This window comes from Halorussus halobius, from assembly GCF_004765805.1.
GTDB lineage: Archaea > Halobacteriota > Halobacteria > Halobacteriales > Haladaptataceae > Halorussus > Halorussus halobius.
Genome location: NZ_ML219773.1, coordinates 668855 through 687959 on the forward strand (window position 1 = coordinate 668855; position 19105 = coordinate 687959).

The 19105-nt window shown below is 65.3% G+C and carries 17 protein-coding genes and 1 pseudogene; 8 read left to right on the forward strand and 10 right to left on the reverse strand.

The window, feature by feature from the left end:
* The first annotated feature begins 290 nt into the window (after positions 1-290).
* Positions 291-494, forward strand: a complete 204-nt coding sequence (locus EPL03_RS03340) for a hypothetical protein (protein WP_135827914.1) — start codon at positions 291-293, stop codon at positions 492-494.
* 165 nt (positions 495-659) lie between these two features.
* Here the strand turns inward: EPL03_RS03340 and EPL03_RS03345 are convergent, their stop codons facing one another.
* The 5 genes from EPL03_RS03345 to EPL03_RS03365 form a co-directional block, all read right to left on the reverse strand.
* Complete coding sequence (locus EPL03_RS03345) at positions 660-2054, reverse strand: hypothetical protein (RefSeq protein WP_135827915.1); 1395 nt, start codon at positions 2052-2054, stop codon at positions 660-662.
* 180 nt (positions 2055-2234) lie between these two features.
* Positions 2235-2585: a 50S ribosomal protein P1 gene (gene rpl12p / locus EPL03_RS03350; RefSeq protein WP_135827916.1), complete on the reverse strand. Its 351-nt coding sequence runs from the start codon at positions 2583-2585 to the stop codon at positions 2235-2237.
* A gap of 21 nt (positions 2586-2606) precedes the next feature.
* Complete coding sequence (locus tag EPL03_RS03355; RefSeq protein ID WP_135827917.1) at positions 2607-3650, reverse strand: 50S ribosomal protein L10; 1044 nt, start codon at positions 3648-3650, stop codon at positions 2607-2609.
* Position 3651: 1 nt separating this feature from the next.
* Positions 3652-4290, reverse strand: a complete 639-nt coding sequence (locus tag EPL03_RS03360) for a 50S ribosomal protein L1 (protein ID WP_135827918.1) — start codon at positions 4288-4290, stop codon at positions 3652-3654.
* A 230-nt stretch (positions 4291-4520) separates the two neighbouring features.
* Positions 4521-5012: a 50S ribosomal protein L11 gene (locus EPL03_RS03365; protein WP_135827919.1), complete on the reverse strand. Its 492-nt coding sequence runs from the start codon at positions 5010-5012 to the stop codon at positions 4521-4523.
* A 111-nt stretch (positions 5013-5123) separates the two neighbouring features.
* On the opposite strand from EPL03_RS03365, the gene EPL03_RS03370 reads away from it, so the two are divergent.
* Positions 5124-6233, forward strand: a complete 1110-nt coding sequence (locus EPL03_RS03370; protein WP_135827920.1) for an OBG GTPase family GTP-binding protein — start codon at positions 5124-5126, stop codon at positions 6231-6233.
* 7 nt (positions 6234-6240) lie between these two features.
* The gene (locus tag EPL03_RS03375; RefSeq protein ID WP_135827921.1) at positions 6241-6690 is read left to right on the forward strand and encodes a TIGR04206 family protein; all 450 of its coding nucleotides are present in this window, start codon (positions 6241-6243) and stop codon (positions 6688-6690) included.
* Between the two features lie 217 nt (positions 6691-6907).
* Here EPL03_RS03375 and moaA read toward each other — a convergent pair whose 3' ends face one another.
* Positions 6908-7894: a GTP 3',8-cyclase MoaA gene (moaA, locus tag EPL03_RS03380; RefSeq protein ID WP_135828573.1), complete on the reverse strand. Its 987-nt coding sequence runs from the start codon at positions 7892-7894 to the stop codon at positions 6908-6910.
* A gap of 168 nt (positions 7895-8062) precedes the next feature.
* On the opposite strand from moaA, the gene EPL03_RS03385 reads away from it, so the two are divergent.
* Positions 8063-9097 carry an Mrp/NBP35 family ATP-binding protein gene (locus EPL03_RS03385; RefSeq protein ID WP_135827922.1) on the forward strand — a complete coding sequence of 345 codons (1035 nt, stop codon included), beginning with the start codon at positions 8063-8065 and terminating at the stop codon, positions 9095-9097.
* 3 nt (positions 9098-9100) lie between these two features.
* Positions 9101-9313: a hypothetical protein gene (locus EPL03_RS03390; RefSeq protein ID WP_135827923.1), complete on the forward strand. Its 213-nt coding sequence runs from the start codon at positions 9101-9103 to the stop codon at positions 9311-9313.
* Positions 9314-9328: 15 nt separating this feature from the next.
* Here EPL03_RS03390 and EPL03_RS20435 read toward each other — a convergent pair whose 3' ends face one another.
* The 3 genes and pseudogenes from EPL03_RS20435 to EPL03_RS20700 all read right to left on the reverse strand — a co-directional run.
* Positions 9329-10264 (reverse strand): hypothetical protein, encoded by a 936-nt coding sequence (locus EPL03_RS20435; RefSeq protein ID WP_244605191.1) that lies wholly within the window; start codon positions 10262-10264, stop codon positions 9329-9331.
* Positions 10265-10303: 39 nt separating this feature from the next.
* Positions 10304-13018, reverse strand: coding sequence for a hypothetical protein (locus EPL03_RS03400; protein WP_135827924.1), 2715 nt, complete (start codon positions 13016-13018; stop codon positions 10304-10306).
* A gap of 429 nt (positions 13019-13447) precedes the next feature.
* A pseudogene (locus tag EPL03_RS20700) lies at positions 13448-13786 on the reverse strand (PKD domain-containing protein); the annotation flags it as partial.
* 222 nt (positions 13787-14008) lie between these two features.
* On the opposite strand from EPL03_RS20700, the gene EPL03_RS03405 reads away from it, so the two are divergent.
* From EPL03_RS03405 to lrpA1, 3 genes are all read left to right on the forward strand, one after another.
* Positions 14009-15913, forward strand: a complete 1905-nt coding sequence (locus EPL03_RS03405; RefSeq protein ID WP_135827925.1) for a 2-oxoacid:acceptor oxidoreductase subunit alpha — start codon at positions 14009-14011, stop codon at positions 15911-15913.
* Position 15914: 1 nt separating this feature from the next.
* Entirely contained in the window at positions 15915-16850 is a 936-nt protein-coding gene (locus EPL03_RS03410; protein ID WP_135827926.1) for a thiamine pyrophosphate-dependent enzyme, read from the forward strand.
* Between the two features lie 121 nt (positions 16851-16971).
* Positions 16972-17400, forward strand: coding sequence for an HTH-type transcriptional regulator LrpA1 (gene lrpA1, locus EPL03_RS03415; RefSeq protein ID WP_135827927.1), 429 nt, complete (start codon positions 16972-16974; stop codon positions 17398-17400).
* 456 nt (positions 17401-17856) lie between these two features.
* Here lrpA1 and EPL03_RS03420 read toward each other — a convergent pair whose 3' ends face one another.
* Entirely contained in the window at positions 17857-19014 is a 1158-nt protein-coding gene (locus EPL03_RS03420) for a pyridoxal phosphate-dependent aminotransferase (RefSeq protein ID WP_135827928.1), read from the reverse strand.
* Between the last annotated feature and the right edge of the window lie 91 nt (positions 19015-19105).

Below are 19105 nucleotides of genomic sequence, written 5' to 3' on the forward strand. Positions count from 1 at the left end.
GCAGGACTGTCTTCCGGCGTTCAAATCGGGGAGGGCGGACTTCCTTACCAAACGATTCGCAACTGATGGTTCTGTGGCTCGCTGAAACAGGGGTCACCTCTGCCGAAGACGGAGCGTCCCCTGACGAAGGGAAGTAAACGCTCGCCGACGCAGACTTCGGACCCGTGGGCCGTTGCACTACAGCTACGACGACGTATCAAGGAAGTGTAACGGTAGCTACGTGGTGCGGATTGAGCAGGTAGAGAAAGAAGACTCAAATACGCCGAATTGCTGAGTCGGGACGAACGACAATGCCATCTGGATACATCATTCCCTTCATTCTGGGTGTCGTCATCTATTACTTTGCGGAAGACGTCGTTCACGTTCGTCGCTTCGGCCCGATAACGGACAGCACACGGTCAAGTGAAACCGGTGGACTTGCATTTCGTGTGATGGGACTCGTGCTGGTCGGTGTTGGAACAGTCAAATTCCTCCACGCATACATCTCGTGGTAGGCACGATAGATACGCGCCCTGTATCTATCACCCCGATAGAGGACCTCGGCCGTGGTATCCTATCTGGCGACGAAGACCGGGCCTGACCATCGCCGTGTCGGTCCTGACGTGGGATGGGATAGTTCGCCGTCCGTGTCCGGGCGTTGCGTCCGTCCTGCTTGAACCTCACTCGGTCCGCCTGCGAGCCCGCACGTACGTCCCGGCTGCCGCCGCCGCCGTCCCGGCGCCCAGCCCGACCGCGCCAACGGTCAAGGGCCACGAGGAACCTCGGTCGAGCCGCTCGAGCGACCCGGCCCCCGAGGCGGGTACCTCGGCCGCGTACCGGTGGACCTCACCCGCTCGAATCCCGCTGGTCCGTCGGGCGTCGAGCCGTTCGCCGTCGGCGTCCGCGACGACCGCCGTGAGCTCGTACTCGGCGTCGGACTCGCCGACGATGCTGACGTCGTAGCGCCCGGGCGAGAACCCGTACCGGTAGCGCATCCGGCTGTACTCGCTTCTCGTCGGGTCGGCGTACGCCCCGTCGTCCCGTCCGAGTGGTCGGTCGTCGGGGCCTACGACGGTCAGCGAGACCTCGTCCGAGTCGACCAGAAACAGCGCGAGGTCGAAGAGTTCCTCGCGAGCGTCCTCGCCGGTCGGCGGGTCGAGCGAGGCGGCGTCGCGGTGGCCGGCGGCGATGGCGCGGTCGCGGCGGTTGAACACGAACTCGTCGTACGCGTCGCCGTACTGGCGGACGGTCGGCCGGGACCCTCCGGTGTCGACCGTGATCGTCGGCGGTGCGTCGACCGACTCGTACCATCGGGCCGGGTAGTTCGGGTCGTAGACGAGCAGTCGGGTCGCGTCCGGCTCCCGCCGGTAGTCGTACACCAGCACCTGGTGGGACGCGCGGGTCCCGCCGTCGAACACCGTGAGTCCCGCGGTGCCGAACTCGTCGACGACCGACGTGACTCGGTCGAGCTGGCGCTCGTAGTCTATCCATTCCGGGGTGAGCATCGCCCGGCGGCCCAGCCACGCCCGCAGGTCGAGGAACTGGGTGAGGTGGTACTGGTCGACCTCGCGGGCCACCGGCGCGACGTCGGCGTCCTCGACGGGCGCGTCCGGATGACCGAACTCGCTGGCCGACTCGCGGTCGAGCGGCATCGAGTCGGGGTTCTCGTAGAACTGCTGGGCCGCGAACACCATGCCGTAGCAGTGGCCGTTGGTCGCCGACTGCTGGTTGACCGAGACGTAGACCTGGGTGGCGATGGCGTCGAGCACGCTCCCGGCGAGGCTCGTCACGTCCACGCCGAGGCTCCGCTTCGCTGGAGTCCTCCAGCGTCGGCCCAGTACCCGACGAACCCGTTCCTCGCCGACGGCCGCGTGGTCGTGGTCGGCGTACGTCTCCCCGCGAGTCGACCAGTTTCGGAACCCGAAGCCGTGTCTGGCGGGCTCGAACGCCGCCGCCGACTGCGTCCGCGTCGCGGCCGTCCGGCCGCCGTCGACGGCGGCACCGAGCGCGCGACCGGTCAGCGAGAGACCGGCGAGGCTCGCGAGCAGGCCTCGCCGGGTCGTGGCGGGTCGCATGTCGTGCCAGAGCGACTACGACCACTTATTTCTATGCCGCTTAACGCGCGTTTCGGGTCACTACGCGGTTCGTTCCGGGTCCGAGCTCCAGCGACGGCTGCTGGCGGCACTCCAGCGCGACGCCAGCGGCTCCCCGGTGGCGCTCGAAAGAAAGTCGAACTGCGCTCGGTCGTGGCCGATTCAGCCGAAAAGTTCGCCGAGGCCCTCGCCGCTGGCCTCGTCGTCCTCGTCGTCCTCGTCGTCGCCGGCGGCTTCCTCCTCGTCGCCACCGTCGTCGGCTTCCTCCTCGTCGGCACTCTCGTCGGCTCCGCCGTCGTCGGCAGCGCCGCCAGCGGCGGCACCGCCCGCGGGGACGGCCGCAGCCTGCTCGACGGCCTCGTCGATGTCGACGTCCTCCAGCGCGGCGACGAGCGCCTTGACGCGGGACTCTTCGACGTCGACGCCGGCGGCGTCGAGCACGCCGGTCAGGTTGTCCTCGTTGATCTCTTCGCCCGATTCGTTCAGGATGAGTGCAGCGTAAACGTATTCCATTGTTGGTAGTGTAGGGGTTGGTTATCCGAACATCGCGCCGAGCGCGTCGCCGCCTTCCTCGTCGTCGTCATCGTCGTCGGCGTCGTCGCTCTCGTCGGCGTCGGATTCGGTCTCTTCGTCGGTCGATTCGTCATCGTCGTCGTCGGCAGTCTCGCTCGTGGCGGGAGCCTCGACGTCACTGAGTTCCTCGGGGAGCGCCTCGGGGTCGTCGACCTGCGCGGCCAGCGCGCGCACCTGCGCGTCGGCCTTGCTCACGAGGTCGTCGGCGAGGTCGGGGCTCTCGACGGCCGCCGACAGGCCGAGGCTCTTGGCCTCGCCCTCGGCCTTCCGGACGAGCGCGGGCGTGGTCTCGGCGGTCGGGTAGACCGCGTTGACCGCGAGGTTGCGAGCGCGGGCCGCGGCGGTCTCGACGTCGGCGCGGTACTCCTCGACGTCGATGGCCAGCTCGTCGGCCTCGAACAGCACGCCGTCGGAGAACACGCCCTTGAGGTCGAGTCCGACCTCCTTGGGCTCCACGCCGAGTTCCGCGAGCACGTTCGCGACGTCCTCGGAGACCTCCTCGCCTTCCTCGGCCACGACGCTGTCCTCGGTCACCTGGATGGAGCCCTCCATGATGCGAGCGGAGGCACCGATGCTCTGGAGCTCGCCCACGAACGGGCCGGGGTCGACGCCGGTGTCGCCCTCGGCGATGACGATCTCGTTGGGGGCGACCTCGCCGGCGCTGATGGGAGCCGGGCTCTTGGACGCTTCGAGCTGCTTGTACAGCCCGAACGGGTTGTCGTTCGTGCCGATGAGCCCGACCTCGCCCGCGACGTAGTCGGTCAGCTCTTCGAGGCCGTCGTCGACCTCTTCGAGGGCGCGCACGACCAGCGTGTTCCGGCTGATGCGGAGTTCGGCGCTGCCGTGCAGGTTGGCCCGCATCGTCTGGAGCTGTCGGGACGGGATGCCCGCCACGTCGACGATGCCGACGCTGCTGTACCCTTCGAGCAGGTCGACGAGGTCGTCGACCTCCTCCTGTTTCCACTCGGGAATCGTCTCGGTCTTGCGCTCGGCTTCGGCGGACATTTCAGGCCACCTCCACGGACGGCCCCATCGTGGTCTTCACGTAGATGGAGTCGATGTTGAGCGGGCCCTTCTCCAGGTTGGCTTCGAGTCGCCGGAGGATGACGTCGATGTTGTCGCCGATCTCCTCGGCGCTCATGTCCTCCGCGCCGACGCGCGTGTGGAAGGTGCGCCGGTCGCCGCTCCGGAGCTGGACCACGTTCTTCATGCGGTCGACGGTCTCGACCACGTCGTCGTCGGGCTGTAACGGCTCGGGCATCTTCCCGCGCGGGCCGAGGACGGTACCGAGGTAGCGACCGATGTCTTGCATCAGCGACGCTTCCGCGATGAAGAAGTCGGTCTCGTCGGCCAGGTCCTTGGCCCGGTCGTCGTCGTCGCCGAGGTCTTCGAGGTCGTCGCCGTCGAGTACCTCGTCGGCGGCGTCCTCTGCGCGCAGGGCGGTCTCGCCCTCCGCGAACACCACTATCTTGGTTTCCTGGCCGGTCCCCTCGGGGAGGACGACGCTCTCGTCGACGCGGTTGGACGGTTCGTTCAAATCGAGGTCGCGCAAGTTGACTGCGAGGTCCACCGTCTCGCGGAAGTTCCGCTCGGGTGCATCCTCGAGTGCGCGAGAGACTGCTTGCTCTATCTCCTGATCTGCCATTGTTCACCTCCGTAGTACGCAGGACGCTCCTACGGATTTTCAGTGACACAGGTTACCGTCCGCCGCCGCGTTCGTCGCGGGTTCGCCCCGTTAGCGAACCCGCGACCGGGTCGACGGCCGACAGTAGACGCCTGTCTCGTTCCGAACGGAAGGTCATCCGAAACTTAAACCCGTCGAAGCAGTAGCGTGGGGCTGTAACTACGCCGCGGAGACGGAGGAAACAGACCGAGTCAGGCCGCCGCTTCTTCCGCGCCGAGTACGTCGTCGTACTCGCCGGCGTCGACCTTCTCCTTGAACTCGCGGGCGTCCTCGCCCTCGATGGTGACGCCGAGCGACGCGCAGGTGCCGACGATCTCCTTGGCGGCGTTGCGGGTGTCGTACGCCAGCAGGTCGGGGTGCTTTTGCTCGGCGATGGTCTTGACCTGTTCGATGGAGAGGTCGGCCACGAACTCCTTCTGGGGCTCGCCGCTGCCCGTCTCGAAGCCGGCCTCGTCCTTGATGAGCGCCGCCGTCGGCGGGACGCCCACCTCTATCTCGAAGCCGCCGTCGTCCTCGACGGTGATGGTCACGGGGACCTCGGTACCGTCGAAGGCTTCGGTTCGGTCGTTGATGTCGCTGACGACCTCCTGTACGTTGACCGCCGTCGGACCGAGCTCCGGCCCGAGCGGCGGGCCGGGGTCGGCCTGCCCACCGGGGACGAGCACTTCTATCGTCTCAGCCATACGTGTACGAACCCGCGCAGCGGTTTTAAGGCTTATCTTTCGAGTCCCCCCGAAGTCGGGAGTCCGGCGGAAAGAAAGGGTTTTTCGGCTCGCATCGCCGACACACTCCCAATGGGCCTGGAGGAGGAGATCGAGGACCTCCGCGAGGAGATCGCCGAGACGCCGTACAACAAGTCCACCGAGGAGCACATCGGACGGCTGAAGGCCAAACTCGCGGAGAAGAAGGAGAAACTCGAGAACCAGTCCTCCGCCGGCGGCGGGGAAGGCTACCACGTCGAGAAGCACGGCGACGCTACGGTGGCGTTCGTGGGCTTCCCGAGCGTGGGCAAGTCGACCCTGCTGAACGCGCTCACGGCGGCCGAGAGCGAGGTGGGCGACTACGAGTTCACCACGCTCGACGTCAACCCCGGAATGTTGCAGTACAACGGCGCGAACATCCAGGTGCTCGACGTGCCAGGGCTCATCGAGGGTGCGGCCCACGGCCGGGGCGGCGGCCAGGAGGTGCTGTCGGTGGTCCGGGCGGCCGACCTCGTGGTGTTCGTGCTCTCGGTGTTCGAGATCGACCAGTACGAGCGCTTGCGCGAGGAACTGTACGAGAACAAGATTCGCCTCGACCAGGAACCGCCGAGCGTCAAGATAGCCAAGAAGGGCAAGGGCGGCATCCGCGTCACCGCCAGCGTCGACCTCGACCTCCCCGAGCGCGTGGTCGGGGAGGTGTTGCGCGAGCACGGCTACGTCAACGCCGACGTGACCATCCGCGAGCAGGTCGACATCGACCGACTCGTCGACGGCGTGATGGACAACCGCGAGTACATCCCCTCTATCGTCTCGGTCAACAAGGTCGACCTCATCGAGCCCGACTACGTCGAGACGGTCAAGCAGGAACTGCGCGACCACGACATCGACCCCGAGGAGGCCGTGTTCATCTCGGCCGAGGAGGAGAAGGGCCTCGACTCGCTCAAAGGGACCATCTGGGAGGAGCTCGGCCTGATGCGCATCTACATGGACAAACCCGGCCGGGGCGTCGACTACGAGGAGCCGCTGGTCCTGCCCCGGGGGTCGACGGTCGGCGACGCCTGCCGGAAGCTGGGCGGCGAACTCGAACAGCGCTTCCGGTTCGCCCGCGTGTCGGGACCGAGCGCCAAGCACGACGAACAGCAGGTCGGCACCGACCACGAACTCGCCGACGAGGACGTGCTCCGGCTGATAACCCGGAAGTGAGCCCCGGATGAGGAGCGTGTCCCCGCCGCGCCCCGAACGCGCTCGGGCGCGCCGCCTGCTCGCGCTCCTCGGTCTCTCCCTGCTCCCGTGGTCGGTGCTGGCCACCGGTGACGTCGTGTTCGCGTGGGGGCTGGCGACGACCGACCCGATTCACGTCACGACGATTACCGATTACCTGTTCGTCTACACTGCGGGCCTGCCCGCGCGACTGCTGGCCTGGCCGGTCGCAGTCCTGCTGTACCTGCTCGCGCTCGCGAGCGTCGCGGTCGGCGCGGTCGCCCCGGAGGACCGCCGGGTGACTGCGGGCCTGCTCGTGCTGGCGGGCGCGAGCCATCTCCGGTTCTCGGTGGGGCTCGCGCGCCCCGGCGTGCTCGCGGTTCCGACCGGCACGGTCCTGCTGTGGCTCGCGGCGTGGTGGTTCCACTGGCCGGACCTCCGGGACGCATTTCGGCCATAGGTCGGGAGCGGCTCCCGTCGGTCACTTCGGCGTGCGCGCTTGACTTTTACGTTCGAGTACGTGGCGTGGGCCCGCCGAACGCGATTCGGGCGCGACGGGTTGTGCGGTGTGGTGGATGGCGCTTCGGCGGGTCGTGGGGAGGTCGTACTGCTAGAGCGGACGCTGAAGTCAGCACGCACGGACCACGCGAAAGAACGAACGACCGATGCCGGAGCCTTCAGGCTTCGACGCTCCGCACGTACTCGTCGTTTATCTCCCACTCGCCGTCCTCGCCCTGCACCATGTACTCGCCGTAGTACGGGACGCGGTTCGCCACGGTCTCGCGGAACGCCTCCCGAATCTCGGCCGTCGTCATCTCGCCCATCGACCGGAGGTCGTCGTTTCGGTTGAGACAGCCCTTGAGGTATCCTTCGTGCGTGACGCGCACGCGATGGCAGTTCGCGCAGAACTGCGGATTCTCGACGGGGTCGACGATCTCGACCATGCCGCCCGACCCGTCCGAGGTGCCGCCCACCCAGTAGCGGTTGCGGTGGTGCATCTCGCGGGTCTCGACCTCGCCGGCGACGTCGGCCAGCCAGTCGTGGACGCGCCCGATGTCGACGTTCCACTCGGGCTTGCCCGTGAGTTCGGGCATGTACTCGATGAGCTGGAGCCGGAGCCCGTCGTTGTCGGCGACGTGGTCGACCATCTCCTCGACGTAGCCCGCCGTGTGCTCGAACACGACCATGTTGAGCTTCACCGGGTCGAGTCCGGCGTCGAGCGCCGCCTCGACCCCCTCTATCACCTTGTCGTACGCGCCGGTCTTGGTGACCGCCGCGAACGCCTCGGGGTCGAGCGCGTCCTGGGAGACGTTCACACGCTCCAGTCCGGCGTCCACGAGGTCCTCGGCGCGACCGGGAAGCAGGCTCCCGTTGGTCGTCATCGACACCGCCATCCCGTCGGGGGTCCGGCGGATTATCTCCTCCAGGTCGTCGCGCAACATCGGCTCGCCGCCCGTGAACTTCACCGCCTCCACGTCGAACTCGCGGGCGACCTCAAGGAAGCGGACGACCTCGTCGGCGGACATCTCGTCGTCCTGGGGGTCCATCGGTCCGCGCGTGTCGCCCAACCCCTCGTTGTGGCAGTAGACGCAGTCGAAGTTACACCGGTCGGTGAGCGAGACCCGCACGCCCGAGACCTCGCGCCCGAACTCGTCCTCCAACATCACGTGAACGTTTCACGCACGGGTCCTTAAATTCGCTGTCGTTACCCGCCGTCAGGTAACTGATTCTCGTTACATGACGGCGTCGAGGTCCCGGTCGACGGTGCGGAACGCCGCCGGCCGCTCGGAAGTTGACAAGCCTTATCGACTCCTCGGTCCCAACGTTCTGGCATGGACGAATCAGCGGTTCGCGACCTGCTCAGGGAGGTCGAGGACCCCGACCTCGGCGACGACGTGGTCTCGCTGGGTCTCGTCAACGACGTGTCCGTCGAGGGCGACGCCGCCGCCGTCTCGCTCGCGCTCGGCGCACCCTACTCGCCACACGAGACCGAGATAGCCGATCGCGTCCGGGAGGTGCTCGGCGAGCACGGCGTCGAGGTCGACCTCTCGGCCCGCGTCGACGACGACCTCGCGGCCGACGAGCAGGTGCTCCCGAACGTCGAGAACGTCATCGCCGTCGCCTCGGGGAAGGGCGGCGTCGGCAAGTCGACCGTCGCGGTCAACCTCGCGGCGGGGCTCTCGAAACTCGGCGCGCGGGTCGGCCTGTTCGACGCGGACGTGTACGGCCCGAACGTCCCGCGGATGGTCGACGCCGAAGAGGTGCCCAGGGCTACCGACGACGAGACCATGATTCCACCCGAGCAGTTCGGCGTGAAACTCATGAGCATGGCCTTTCTCGTGGGCGAGGACGACCCCGTCATCTGGCGCGGTCCGATGGTCCACAAGGTGCTCACGCAGCTCTGGGAGGACGTCGAGTGGGGCCACCTCGACTACATGGTCGTCGACCTCCCGCCGGGGACCGGGGACGCCCAGCTCACGCTCCTCCAGAGCGTCCCCGTCACGGGCGCGGTCATCGTCACCACGCCACAGGAGGTCGCCATCGACGACGCTCGCAAGGGTCTGCGGATGTTCGGCAAGCACGACACGCCCGTCCTCGGCATCGCCGAGAACATGGCGACGTTCAAATGCCCCGACTGCGGTGGCGAGCACGATATCTTCGGTCGCGGCGGCGGCGCGGCGTTCGCCGAGGACAACGACATGCCGTTCCTCGGGTCGATTCCCCTCGACCCGTCGGTCCGGACCGGGGGCGACGAGGGCCGGCCCATCGTGCTCGACGAGGACAGCGACACGGGCGACGCCTTCCGCGTACTCACGGAGAACGTCGCCAACAACGTCGGCGTTATCAGGCGACGCCAGCAACGATAGCACATGTCCCGCGAACAGGGCTCCGACGAGCCGGACGTGGAGCGAGCGAGGACGCTCCGGGCGATCGCCGACGACATCCGTGCCGAGAGCTCCGAGAGCAAACTCGTCGCCGCGATTCTCTACCGCATCAGCGACCTCTACGACCCGGACGAGGAGACCTCGCCCCGCGACATCTACGTGAACATGCGAGAGATCATCCGCACGAAGGAGTCGTAGGTCCCGTTCGAGGCGTTACCGAATTCTTCGGACAGCAAACCAACCGACGACGAGCGCTGCGACGGGATAGGCTATCGGGACGCCTTCGACCTCCCGTCCGCCGCTGAGCCGTTCGCCGAGTCCCCGACTGTAACTGTCGTTGTGATACTCGTAGTTGTCGTTCATCCACGTCGGACGCACGGGGTCGTACGAGGTGTTCCAGACCTGCGTCTCGCCCTCCGTCTCGCCGGCGAACTCGACTTGATCCATCGCGCCCTCCTCGGTGGTCATATTCCCCGTGTAGAGCCTCGCCTCGCCCGCGATCTCGGCCTCGCGGTCGTCGAGTAGTTCCACCGTAATCGTCCGGGAGCTCTCGGGACGAACCGAGGCCGGATACAGACTTCCGTCAGTTCCGACGGTGTGAACCATGAGTTTCGTACTGTAGAGCTGCCGTGACGGGTTGACCAGCGTGACGTTGGCGACCGCCGACGGTTCGCCGTCGATGGTCCCTGTCGTCACCTCCACGTCGGAGATGTACAGCGTCGGAACGTCGCCGGAACTGCTCGAATTTATCTTCCGCGTGAAGTTGAACTGGGTCGAGTTCCCGTAGGTCGAGAACTCAACGGTGTGGTTGTCCTGATTGACGTTGATTCCGGGTGTGATGTTGATTTCCTCGGTTCGTCGTTCGTTCTTGTCGAGCCGGAAGTTCGTATTTTGGACACGCTGTCCATCGATTCGAATGCTATACCCGGTTATTTCATTATCCCATCTAGTCGGGTTATACGTTCCAACGGACACTGTAGATTCCTCTTCTGAGAATGAGACGTTGTAGACGACTCCGTCACTGTCGACTACTGTTCTCTTCTCGGGAACGTCCCCGATAGTGCCTGTAGCAGCCGGTAATAGCACTAGAACGATCAGTAGCGCAGAGAACAGGCCTACAATCATCCCGAACGTGTCGTTTTCGCCCATGATTATATCTCCAAAATGCTCTAGTTAAAAATTATTTCGTTAGCATCTCTGTTTCAATTCACACTCGTCGTACTCATCTCCGGAGTCCAGCACTTCATCCAGAACGGCTTGACGACTCCTCATGCCCACGAACGTCTCTTGCTGGGAAACCTGTCCGACGGGACGCGTCACCTTCGCCCCCGTTTTCACGTTGTAGTACCGTTTGACGCGATTACCGACCACGGTTGCGGACGTCTCGACGACGTGACTCGCGTTGTGGTATTGGGACGTGACGAACCGTTCGGTTCCGATCTGCTTCGTCAGCGTCCATTCCGCGTCCGGCCCCGATTCGCCGATACGCCAGTCGTCGTTTGACGCCGTCTGCTGCGCCTGCCGGTAGTCCGTCGTCGAGTGGGACTCCTGCCACTCGTACTGGGCCGGCCGCACCAACTCGTCGGTCCTGACTACGTATCGCGTGACCGAGTCGGTGTACTGTTCTTTCTGCTCGACTTGGCGTTGGGTCTCGTACTCGGCGTCGTCGATCTTGACCTGCCTCGTCTTCCCAGTCGGGTCGTGGGGCGTGGCTCTCTCCGATGCCGCCCAGTACGTCTCGGTCTTCGTCACCGTGTAGGTGTACGTCTCCGTCGTGGTGTAGGTCCGCGTTTCGGTCGTGTAGTAGGTGTACGTCTCGGTCGTCGGATAGCACCTGTTCAGACGCGGACACTCCAGCACCGTTCGCGTTCCCGTGCGTCTGACCTGCACAGTCCTCGTCTGCGTAATTGTTCGCGTGCCCGTCTTCTCCACTTCGTACTCGCGTTCGTACTGTTTCTGCGTCTGGTACTGTGCGGGCTCTACCATGACCTCGCGCGATTGTCCCGTGGACTCGCCGTTCCAGAGACTCCCATCGTGCCAGCTCGAGCGCGATTCGACAGTATCAGCGCTGTACCAGTCGGTCGTCGTCCGCGTTCGAGTCACCTCTTCGGTGGTCGTCCCCGCACGCTGCCAATCCGAGTGCGTGCCGAGGAACGCGTTCCGAAGCGTTTCCGACTCGAAGTTCCGCCGTTTGTCCTCGTACTCCGCGTCCGCTACCTTGACGCGTTTTTCGAGGACGTGCTCGATTCGATGGTCCGTCGACTCGACCGCGTATCCGTCCCTGAGATATTCGTCCCGCTCTTCCTCGAGGCCGGTGGTCACTTCGTCAAACTTCGGCTTTTCGACAGTGTATTCGAGGTTCCGAACGGAGGCGTTGGTCAAGTACGCGTCGTCCAGCCGGTATAGCCCGACGTCGGGGACGTCGACTTCGTGGAACTTTCGCTCGTTGTCCTCGTTGTAGACTGTTATCGTCGGTACCTCGGAACCATCGGAGAGTTCAGAAGCCGAAATCTCCACGAGTCCGGTGTATCGATACGGGTCTTCGGTCGCGTCAGAATGTCCGCTGCTCGCCGCTGGGACCTGCTCCCACTCGACAACTTCCGACCCTGGAATTCCGGTTTCGATTCCGAGCGAGAAGTTGTCGTAATACGTGGGTTTCGAGAAGTGGAACGGTTCGGTGTTGACTCGAATCCGCACCGTTTCGTTGGGGTAGTACGGCTCGTCGGTGACAGCAGTAACGTTCTCGATGTCGGGCATGTAGTACGCGAGGAAGCCGTGATCCCAACTCGTCCGGAGTTTGTACCCGTCCTCGACGATACTCTCGGCCCGTTCGTACGCGCTGAACTTGGCGGTCGTGTTGTCGGGGCTCGTCGGTTCCGCACCGTATCTCCAAATGTACTTCAGGTCCGTCTTGTCCGGATCGAACGAATCACTCGCATCGACGAGGATCCCGTGCTCGCGCGTGATGTAGTCCTCCGTCCCGTCGTTGAGGACGTCGAGTCGGAGTTCGGGATTGCTTGGAGTGACGTTGAATGAGGCTCGTTCATTACGCTTTGCAGTATGTCTACCAGACTTTATTTCATATCTAGAATCTATATTATATTTTCCAGGATGGTCTCCTGCCCAGTATGATTCCACTGACAGTATTCCCGTTTTAGAATTATATATTCTATTCCGTTTGTTATCTATAGTCGAGATTTCTTTTGAATTTTCTCCATTAAGGGTGATTTGCAATTTGTCCGGGTCCACGCCGTTCAAATCGATCTCCAGCACGTGACGTGCCGTATACCGCTCGGGATCGATACGTTCGTGATAGGAGTCCACGGGTCCGTTGGTGAATTCGGAACGAACGATCTCCGGTTCCTCGACCGGCACGACGTCACGGCTCACTGTAGTCGTCTGACCGCGTGCGTCCGTCGCGACGACAGTCACCGAAGTACGCTCGCCCGGCGTGAACTCGTCGTGCGAGAAGCCGAACCTCAGTTGCCGATGGGTGCGCCTGGGGTTGCGAATCGTCGAGGGCGAGGTCGCGACGGTCTCGCCGTCGACTTCGACTCGAAGACTCAGGAGGTTCTCGTAGCCGTCGGTCGCCGAGAGAGTCCCGGAGATCGAACCCCAGCGGTCGAGCGACTCGAGCGAAACGTTCGGCGTCGGGTCAGCGACGACAGTCGTCGTCCCGTCCGCGAACGTTGCGACGTTCTCGGAACCGTCGACGTAGGTCACGACGGCGTACAGTTCGTGCTCGCCGGGCTCCCAGGTTCGAGTCGTCGAGGTACCGGTGGCGAACCGACCCCCGACGTCGTGCCACTCGACCGAGGCGACCGCGTCGGAAAGCGCGTCGAATCGTACTTCGTACTCCCCGCGAAGCGGTTTCGTTCCCGTCGCGACCGCGTCGCCGCTCACCGTCGGAGCGTTCCGTTCGGCGATCGTCGACCCGGGACCCGACGGGTCCGGTTCGGACGTCCCGTCGTCGGACCGGGAATCGGCCGAATCGGGGTGCACCGACAGCGAGTCCGAGGCGGACTGCCCGTCGGCGTCGTAGACGGTCGCCGTTACCGCTCGGTCGTCCGGAGTCGGGAAGCGCTTCGTCGCGTCGCTCGACGGTTGGTCGGCCGAGAGCGACTGGTTCGCTATCACCGTACCATCGACCGTCCAGACGACGTGATCGAGGGCTGCGGTTCCGGCGTCGAACTCGGCAGTGTAGGTCGCGGCCGTCCCCGCGGTGGGGCTGGATGGTCCGGAGAGGGAGACGTCGGGCCCCGTCCCGGGCGAGACGACCACGTACAGGACGTCGGAACTGGTCGCACCGTCGTCGTCGGTGACGGTGAGCGTGACGCGATACTCGCCCACCTCGGAGGGCTCGAACGCCGTCCGATTGCAGGCCGGACAGTCGGGGACGACGGTTCCGTTGCTGGGCGTGCGGATCGACCACTGATACTGCCGGATGTGTCCGTCGGGGTCCCGCGAGCCGGTGCCGTCGAGCAGCACGGTCGTACCCTTGGTGACCTCCTGGTCGAGTCCCGCGTCGGCCAACGGCGGTTCGTCGTCCGTCGCGTCGGCGGCTCCCGCGAGCGACTTCTCCGCCGGCAGAGCGCCGGCAGTGATGGAGCCGACGACCAGCAGGGTGACGATTGCGACACCGGTCCGCGTTCGCATCGAGGGGGTCCACATAGCGGTGGTTTCCCGCGCTCTCGCTTATATAATTACGTATATTTCGAAAGTATATTTTATATACTTCCGGGAGTTATATCCGCTCTCGGAGGTCGTCGGACAGCCGGTACCCGGCCGGTACGGCCGAATCCTCACGAAAGTTGCTTGCTAATCGATAGCAAAGGCTTTCTGCGTCCATCCCAAATCTCGAACCACTGGGCCTAACGGCCGTGAGAGACCAATATGACTGACGACGAACTCATCTGGCGAATCGCGGGCGGTTCCGGCGACGGGATCGACTCGACGAGCCAGAACTTCGCCAAGGCGCTGATGCGCTCGGGGCTGAACGTCTTCACGCACCGCCACTACCCGTCGCGGATTCGCGGCGGCCACACGTACGTAGAGATTCGCGCGAGCGACGACCCGGTGAAGTCGCGGGGCGACGGCTACAACTTCCTGCTGTCGCTGGGCGACAGTTTCGCCCGGAACCCCCAGGAGGAGGCCTACTACGGGAACGAGGAGACCAAACCGCTGTCGGAGAACCTCGACGAACTCCGGGAGGGCGGCGTCATCGTCTACGACGCCGGCCTGCTCGACACCGACGAGATAGAGAACTTCGACGAGCGCGTCGAGGAGAACGACTGGCACGTCTACGGACTCGACCTGCGCGGACTCGCCAAAGAGCACGGCCGCGAGGTCATGCGCAACACGGCGGGCGTCGGCGCGACGGCCGCGCTGCTCGACATCGACCTCGAACCCATCGAGGAGCTGATGGAGGACGCGATGAGCGGCGACGTGCTGGAGGCCAACCTCCAGATTCTCCACGAGGCTCACGACTCGGTCGCGGCCGACTACGAACACACCCACGACCTGCGCGCGCCGACGGCCGAGGGCGACTACGACGACGACCAGGTGCTCGTCTCCGGCTCGCACGGCATCGCGTACGGTGCCCTCGACGAGGGCTGTCGGTTCATCTCGGGCTACCCCATGACCCCGTGGACCGACGTGTTCACCATCATGACCCAGCACCTGCCGGACATGGGCGGCGTCTCCGAGCAGGTCGAGGACGAGATCGCGGCGGCGTCGCTGGCGATCGGCGCGAGCCACGCCGGCGCGAAGGCGATGTCCGGGTCGTCGGGCGGTGGGTTCGCGCTGATGTCCGAGCCGCTCGGACTCGCGGAAATCACCGAGACGCCAATCGTGCTGGTCGAGGCGATGCGTGCGGGTCCCTCGACGGGGATGCCGACCAAGCCCGAGCAGGGCGACCTCGAACACGTCCTCTACACCTCGCAGGGCGACTCGAACCGCGTCGTGTTCGCGCCGGGCGACCCGGCCGAGTGTTACGTCCAGACCCGGAAGGCGTTCGAGTTGGCCTACGACTACCAGATTCCGGCCATCGTCATCTACGACCAGAAGCTCTCGGGCGGCCACCAGACCGTCCCCGAGGACGTGTTCGACGAGGAGCCCAACCCGGACCTCGGCAGCGTCGTCACCGAGCAGGACCTCGAAGAGGCGGTCCAGGAGGCCGGCCGGTTCAAGCGGTACATGTACGAGTCGGGCGACGAGCGGGGCGGGGTCAGCCCGCGCTCGCTCCCCGGCCAGAAGGGCGGCAACTTCCTCGCGTCGGGCAACGAGCACAACGAGGTCGGCCACATCAGCGAGGACCCCGACAACCGGACGGTCCAGATGAACCGCCGGCTGGCGAAGCTCGACTCCATCCACGAGGAGCTGTCGTCGAACGCCGACCATCAGGCGGTCTACGGTCCCGAGGACGCCGAGTACGGCATCCTGAGCTGGGGCTCGACCAAGGGCGTCGTCGCGGAGGCCGTCGACGTACTCAACGACGAGGGCCACTCGGTCAAGGCGATGAACGTCAGCGACATCATGCCGTTCGCCAGCGAGGAAGTGACCGAGTTCCTCGAAAGCGTCGACGAGGCGCTGGTGGTCGAGATGAACGCGACCGCGCAGTTCCGCCGGCACGTGCAGGGCCAGCTCGGCCGGTTCGGCGAGAAGCTGTACAGCCTGCTCAAGTACGACGGCAACCCGTTCGAGCCCACCGAAGTCGCGGAGGGCTTCCGGGAGCGCATCGGCGGGGACGTCGACCTGAGCCAGTACAACGTCCGCATCGAATCCGCAACGGGTGACTGACATGAGTGCATTCAACGCGATCGGCGAGGACCGGGAGATAGACCGCGACGAGTTCACGCCAACCATCGAACCGCAGGCGACGTGGTGTCCGGGCTGTGGGGACTTCGGCGTGCTGAAGGCGCTGAAGCAGGCGATGCCCGAGGTCGGGCGCAACCCCGAGGAGACCCTGCTGGTCACGGGCATCGGCTGTTCGGGCAAGCTGAGTTCCTACTTCCGGAGCTACGGCTTCCACTCCATCCACGGCCGCTCGCTTCCCGTGGCCCGCGCCGCCAAGATGGCCAACTCGGACCTCGAAGTCATCGCGGCGGGCGGCGACGGCGACGGGTACGGCATCGGCGGGAACCACTTCATGCACACCGCCCGCGAGAACCACGACATGACCTACATCGTCTTCGACAACGAGATATTCGGGCTGACGAAGGGCCAGACCTCCCCGACCAGCCCGAAGGGTCACAAGTCGAAGACCCAGCCCCACGGCAGCGCCAAGCAGCCGATTCGGCCGCTCTCGCTCGCGCTGACCTCCGGGGCGTCGTTCGTCGCGCGGACGGCGGCGGTCAACCCGAATCAGGCCAAAGAGATTCTCGTGGAGGCGATGGAACACGACGGGTTCGCCCACGTCGACTTCCTGACCCAGTGTCCGACGTGGAACAAGGACGCCAAGCAGTACGTCCCGTACATCGACGTCCAGGACAGCGACGACTACGACTTCGACATCACCGACCGCCGCGAGGCCGCCGAGATGATGCACGAGGCCGAGGACGCCCTCTACGAGGGCGAGGTGCTGACCGGCCGGTTCTACAAGGACTCCGACCGGCCGTCGTATCAGCAGGAGAAGCAGGCCGTGGGCGACATGCCCGAGGAACCGCTGGCCGAGCGCTACTTCGACGACGACTACGAGTGGGAGCGCAGCTACGACCTGCTCGACCGCCACAAGTAGCGCGGTCGCCACGGACCGCGAGTAGCGCGGCTCTCGTCGGGGTTTCGTCGGGTTCGTATCGCGACCCCGACCGTTTTCACGTTCGCAAGGTATTTTTTCCCGTATCCAAAAGATACCGGTAATGAGTACGCAGTCGACCGAGGACAGGATTCTCTCCGTCCTCGAAGACGATGCGCAGGCCTCGTACGCCGAGATCGCCGAGCGGGCCAACGTCTCGAAGCCCACGGTCCGCAAGTACATCGACAAACTCGAAGACGAGGGGGTAATCGTGGGGTACTCCGCCGAAATCGACCCGAAGAAACTCTCCAGCAAGTCCATCGCGCTGGTCGGGATGGACGTCGCCAGCGAGAAGTACGTCGAGGCCACGCGCGCGCTGAAGGCCCTCGACGAGATAGAGACGCTGTACACGTCGTCGGGCGACCACATGCTGATGGCCGAGGTCCGCGCGGCCGACGGCGACGCGGTGGGCGAGGTCATCAGCGAGAAGATTCACGCCATCGACGGCGTGACTGCAGCCCATCCGTCGTTCCTCCAGGAGCGACTGAAGTAACTCGGGCGCGCTGTCGTCGGCTCGTGGTTCTCCGTACTCGCTGGCTTCGACGTCGGCCAGCGGTGTGTTTGACCGCCGCCAGCGGTCGGCGCGTGCTGGCGCGGCCCGAAAGTGGCCGCGCCAAAGCGCGCGAGGGATGAGGACCGCAGCGGAGCGAGGACCGCAATCGGCTGGGGAGGCGTGAGGTTCGCGGTCGCGGAGCGGGGCGGCCTGCGGTGCGGGGCGGTCGCGGTTCTCAGAGGTCGAGGCAGTAGCTAGCTTCGATATTCAGGACGTCCAATCGTTCACGACGACCGGCGACGGCGACGCGAAGCTAGTTCTGCCTCGACCTGTGAGAAACCGCACCACTCCACGCTGCGACCGCACCACGTACGAAAGCTCACCCGAGAGTCGAAGCCGAAAATCGGCGGCCCCTGTCAAGAGACCGACCGAGAGCGACCGCGCGGTCTACTCGCCTCAGTCCGCCGGGTGGAGTTCCACGTCCGCCAGCGCCTCCTGAATCCGCTCGCTGGCCTCCGCCAGTTGCTCGGCGCTGTTGGCGTACGACAGCCGCAGACAGTCCTCGGCGTTCGACCCGAAGTCCGGGCCGGGCGTGGCGGCCACGCCCGCTTCTTCGAGGAAGAAGTCGGCGGCGTCGAACGCGTCGCCCGGCAAGTCGCTCACGTCGACCAGCAGGTAGTACGCCCCGCCTGGCGTGTAATCGAGGCTCAGGCCCCACTCTTCGACCTCGCTCACGAGGAAGTCCCGGCGCTCCCGATACGTCTCGCGCACGTCGTCGAGGAAGTCCTCGCCGGATTCGAGCGCCGCGATGCCGCCCGACTGGACGAAGTTGGGCGCACAGATGAGCGTGTTCTGGGCGATGCGGTTGACGTGGTCGACGTAGCCCGGCGGCACGACCACCCAACCCAGCCGCCAGCCCGTCATGGCGAACCGCTTCGAGAAGCCGTCGACCACGAACGCGTCGTCGGTGTACTCCAGCGCGGTGTGGTCCTCGCCGTCGTAGGTCAGCCCGTGGTACACCTCGTCGGAGACCACCGTGGCGTCGGCGGCGTCGGCCAGCGACACCAGGTCGGCCAGCGTGTCGTCGTCGTACACCGCGCCGGTCGGGTTGGCCGGGGCGTTGAGCAACAGCGCCTCCGTCTCGGCGTCGACCGTGCGCGCGAACGCGTCGGGGTCCGGGCGGAACCCATCGTCGGCAGACAGGTCGACCGTCTCGATTCGGCCGTCGCACTGCCGCACGAAGTTGGGGTAGCAGGCGTAGTAGGGGTCGGTCAGCACCACTTCGTCGCCGGGGTCGACCAGCGTGGAGAACGCGAGCAACAGCGCGGGCGACGAGCCGGAGGTGACCACCACGCGGTCGGCGGACACGTCCACGCCGTATCGCCGGTCGTAGTACTCGGAGATGGCCTGCCGGAGTTCGGGCTTGCCCTTCGAGGAAGTGTAGCCCGTCTCGCCCGCGCGGAGCGCCGCGACTGCCGCCTCGGTCACCGCTGCCGGCGTCTCGAAGTCGGGTTCGCCCACTTCGAGGTGTACGACGTCGTCGATGCGGTTGGCCCGTTCGAGCACGTCCATGGCGGCGAACGGGGTCGTCCGAGTCGCGCGCTCCGAAACCATATGCAGTGGAGAACGGGTCACCGGACATAAAGGGTCGACGTGCGAGTCAGTATTTGCCGACGAACTCGACCCGCCTCGGCTCGCACGCCCC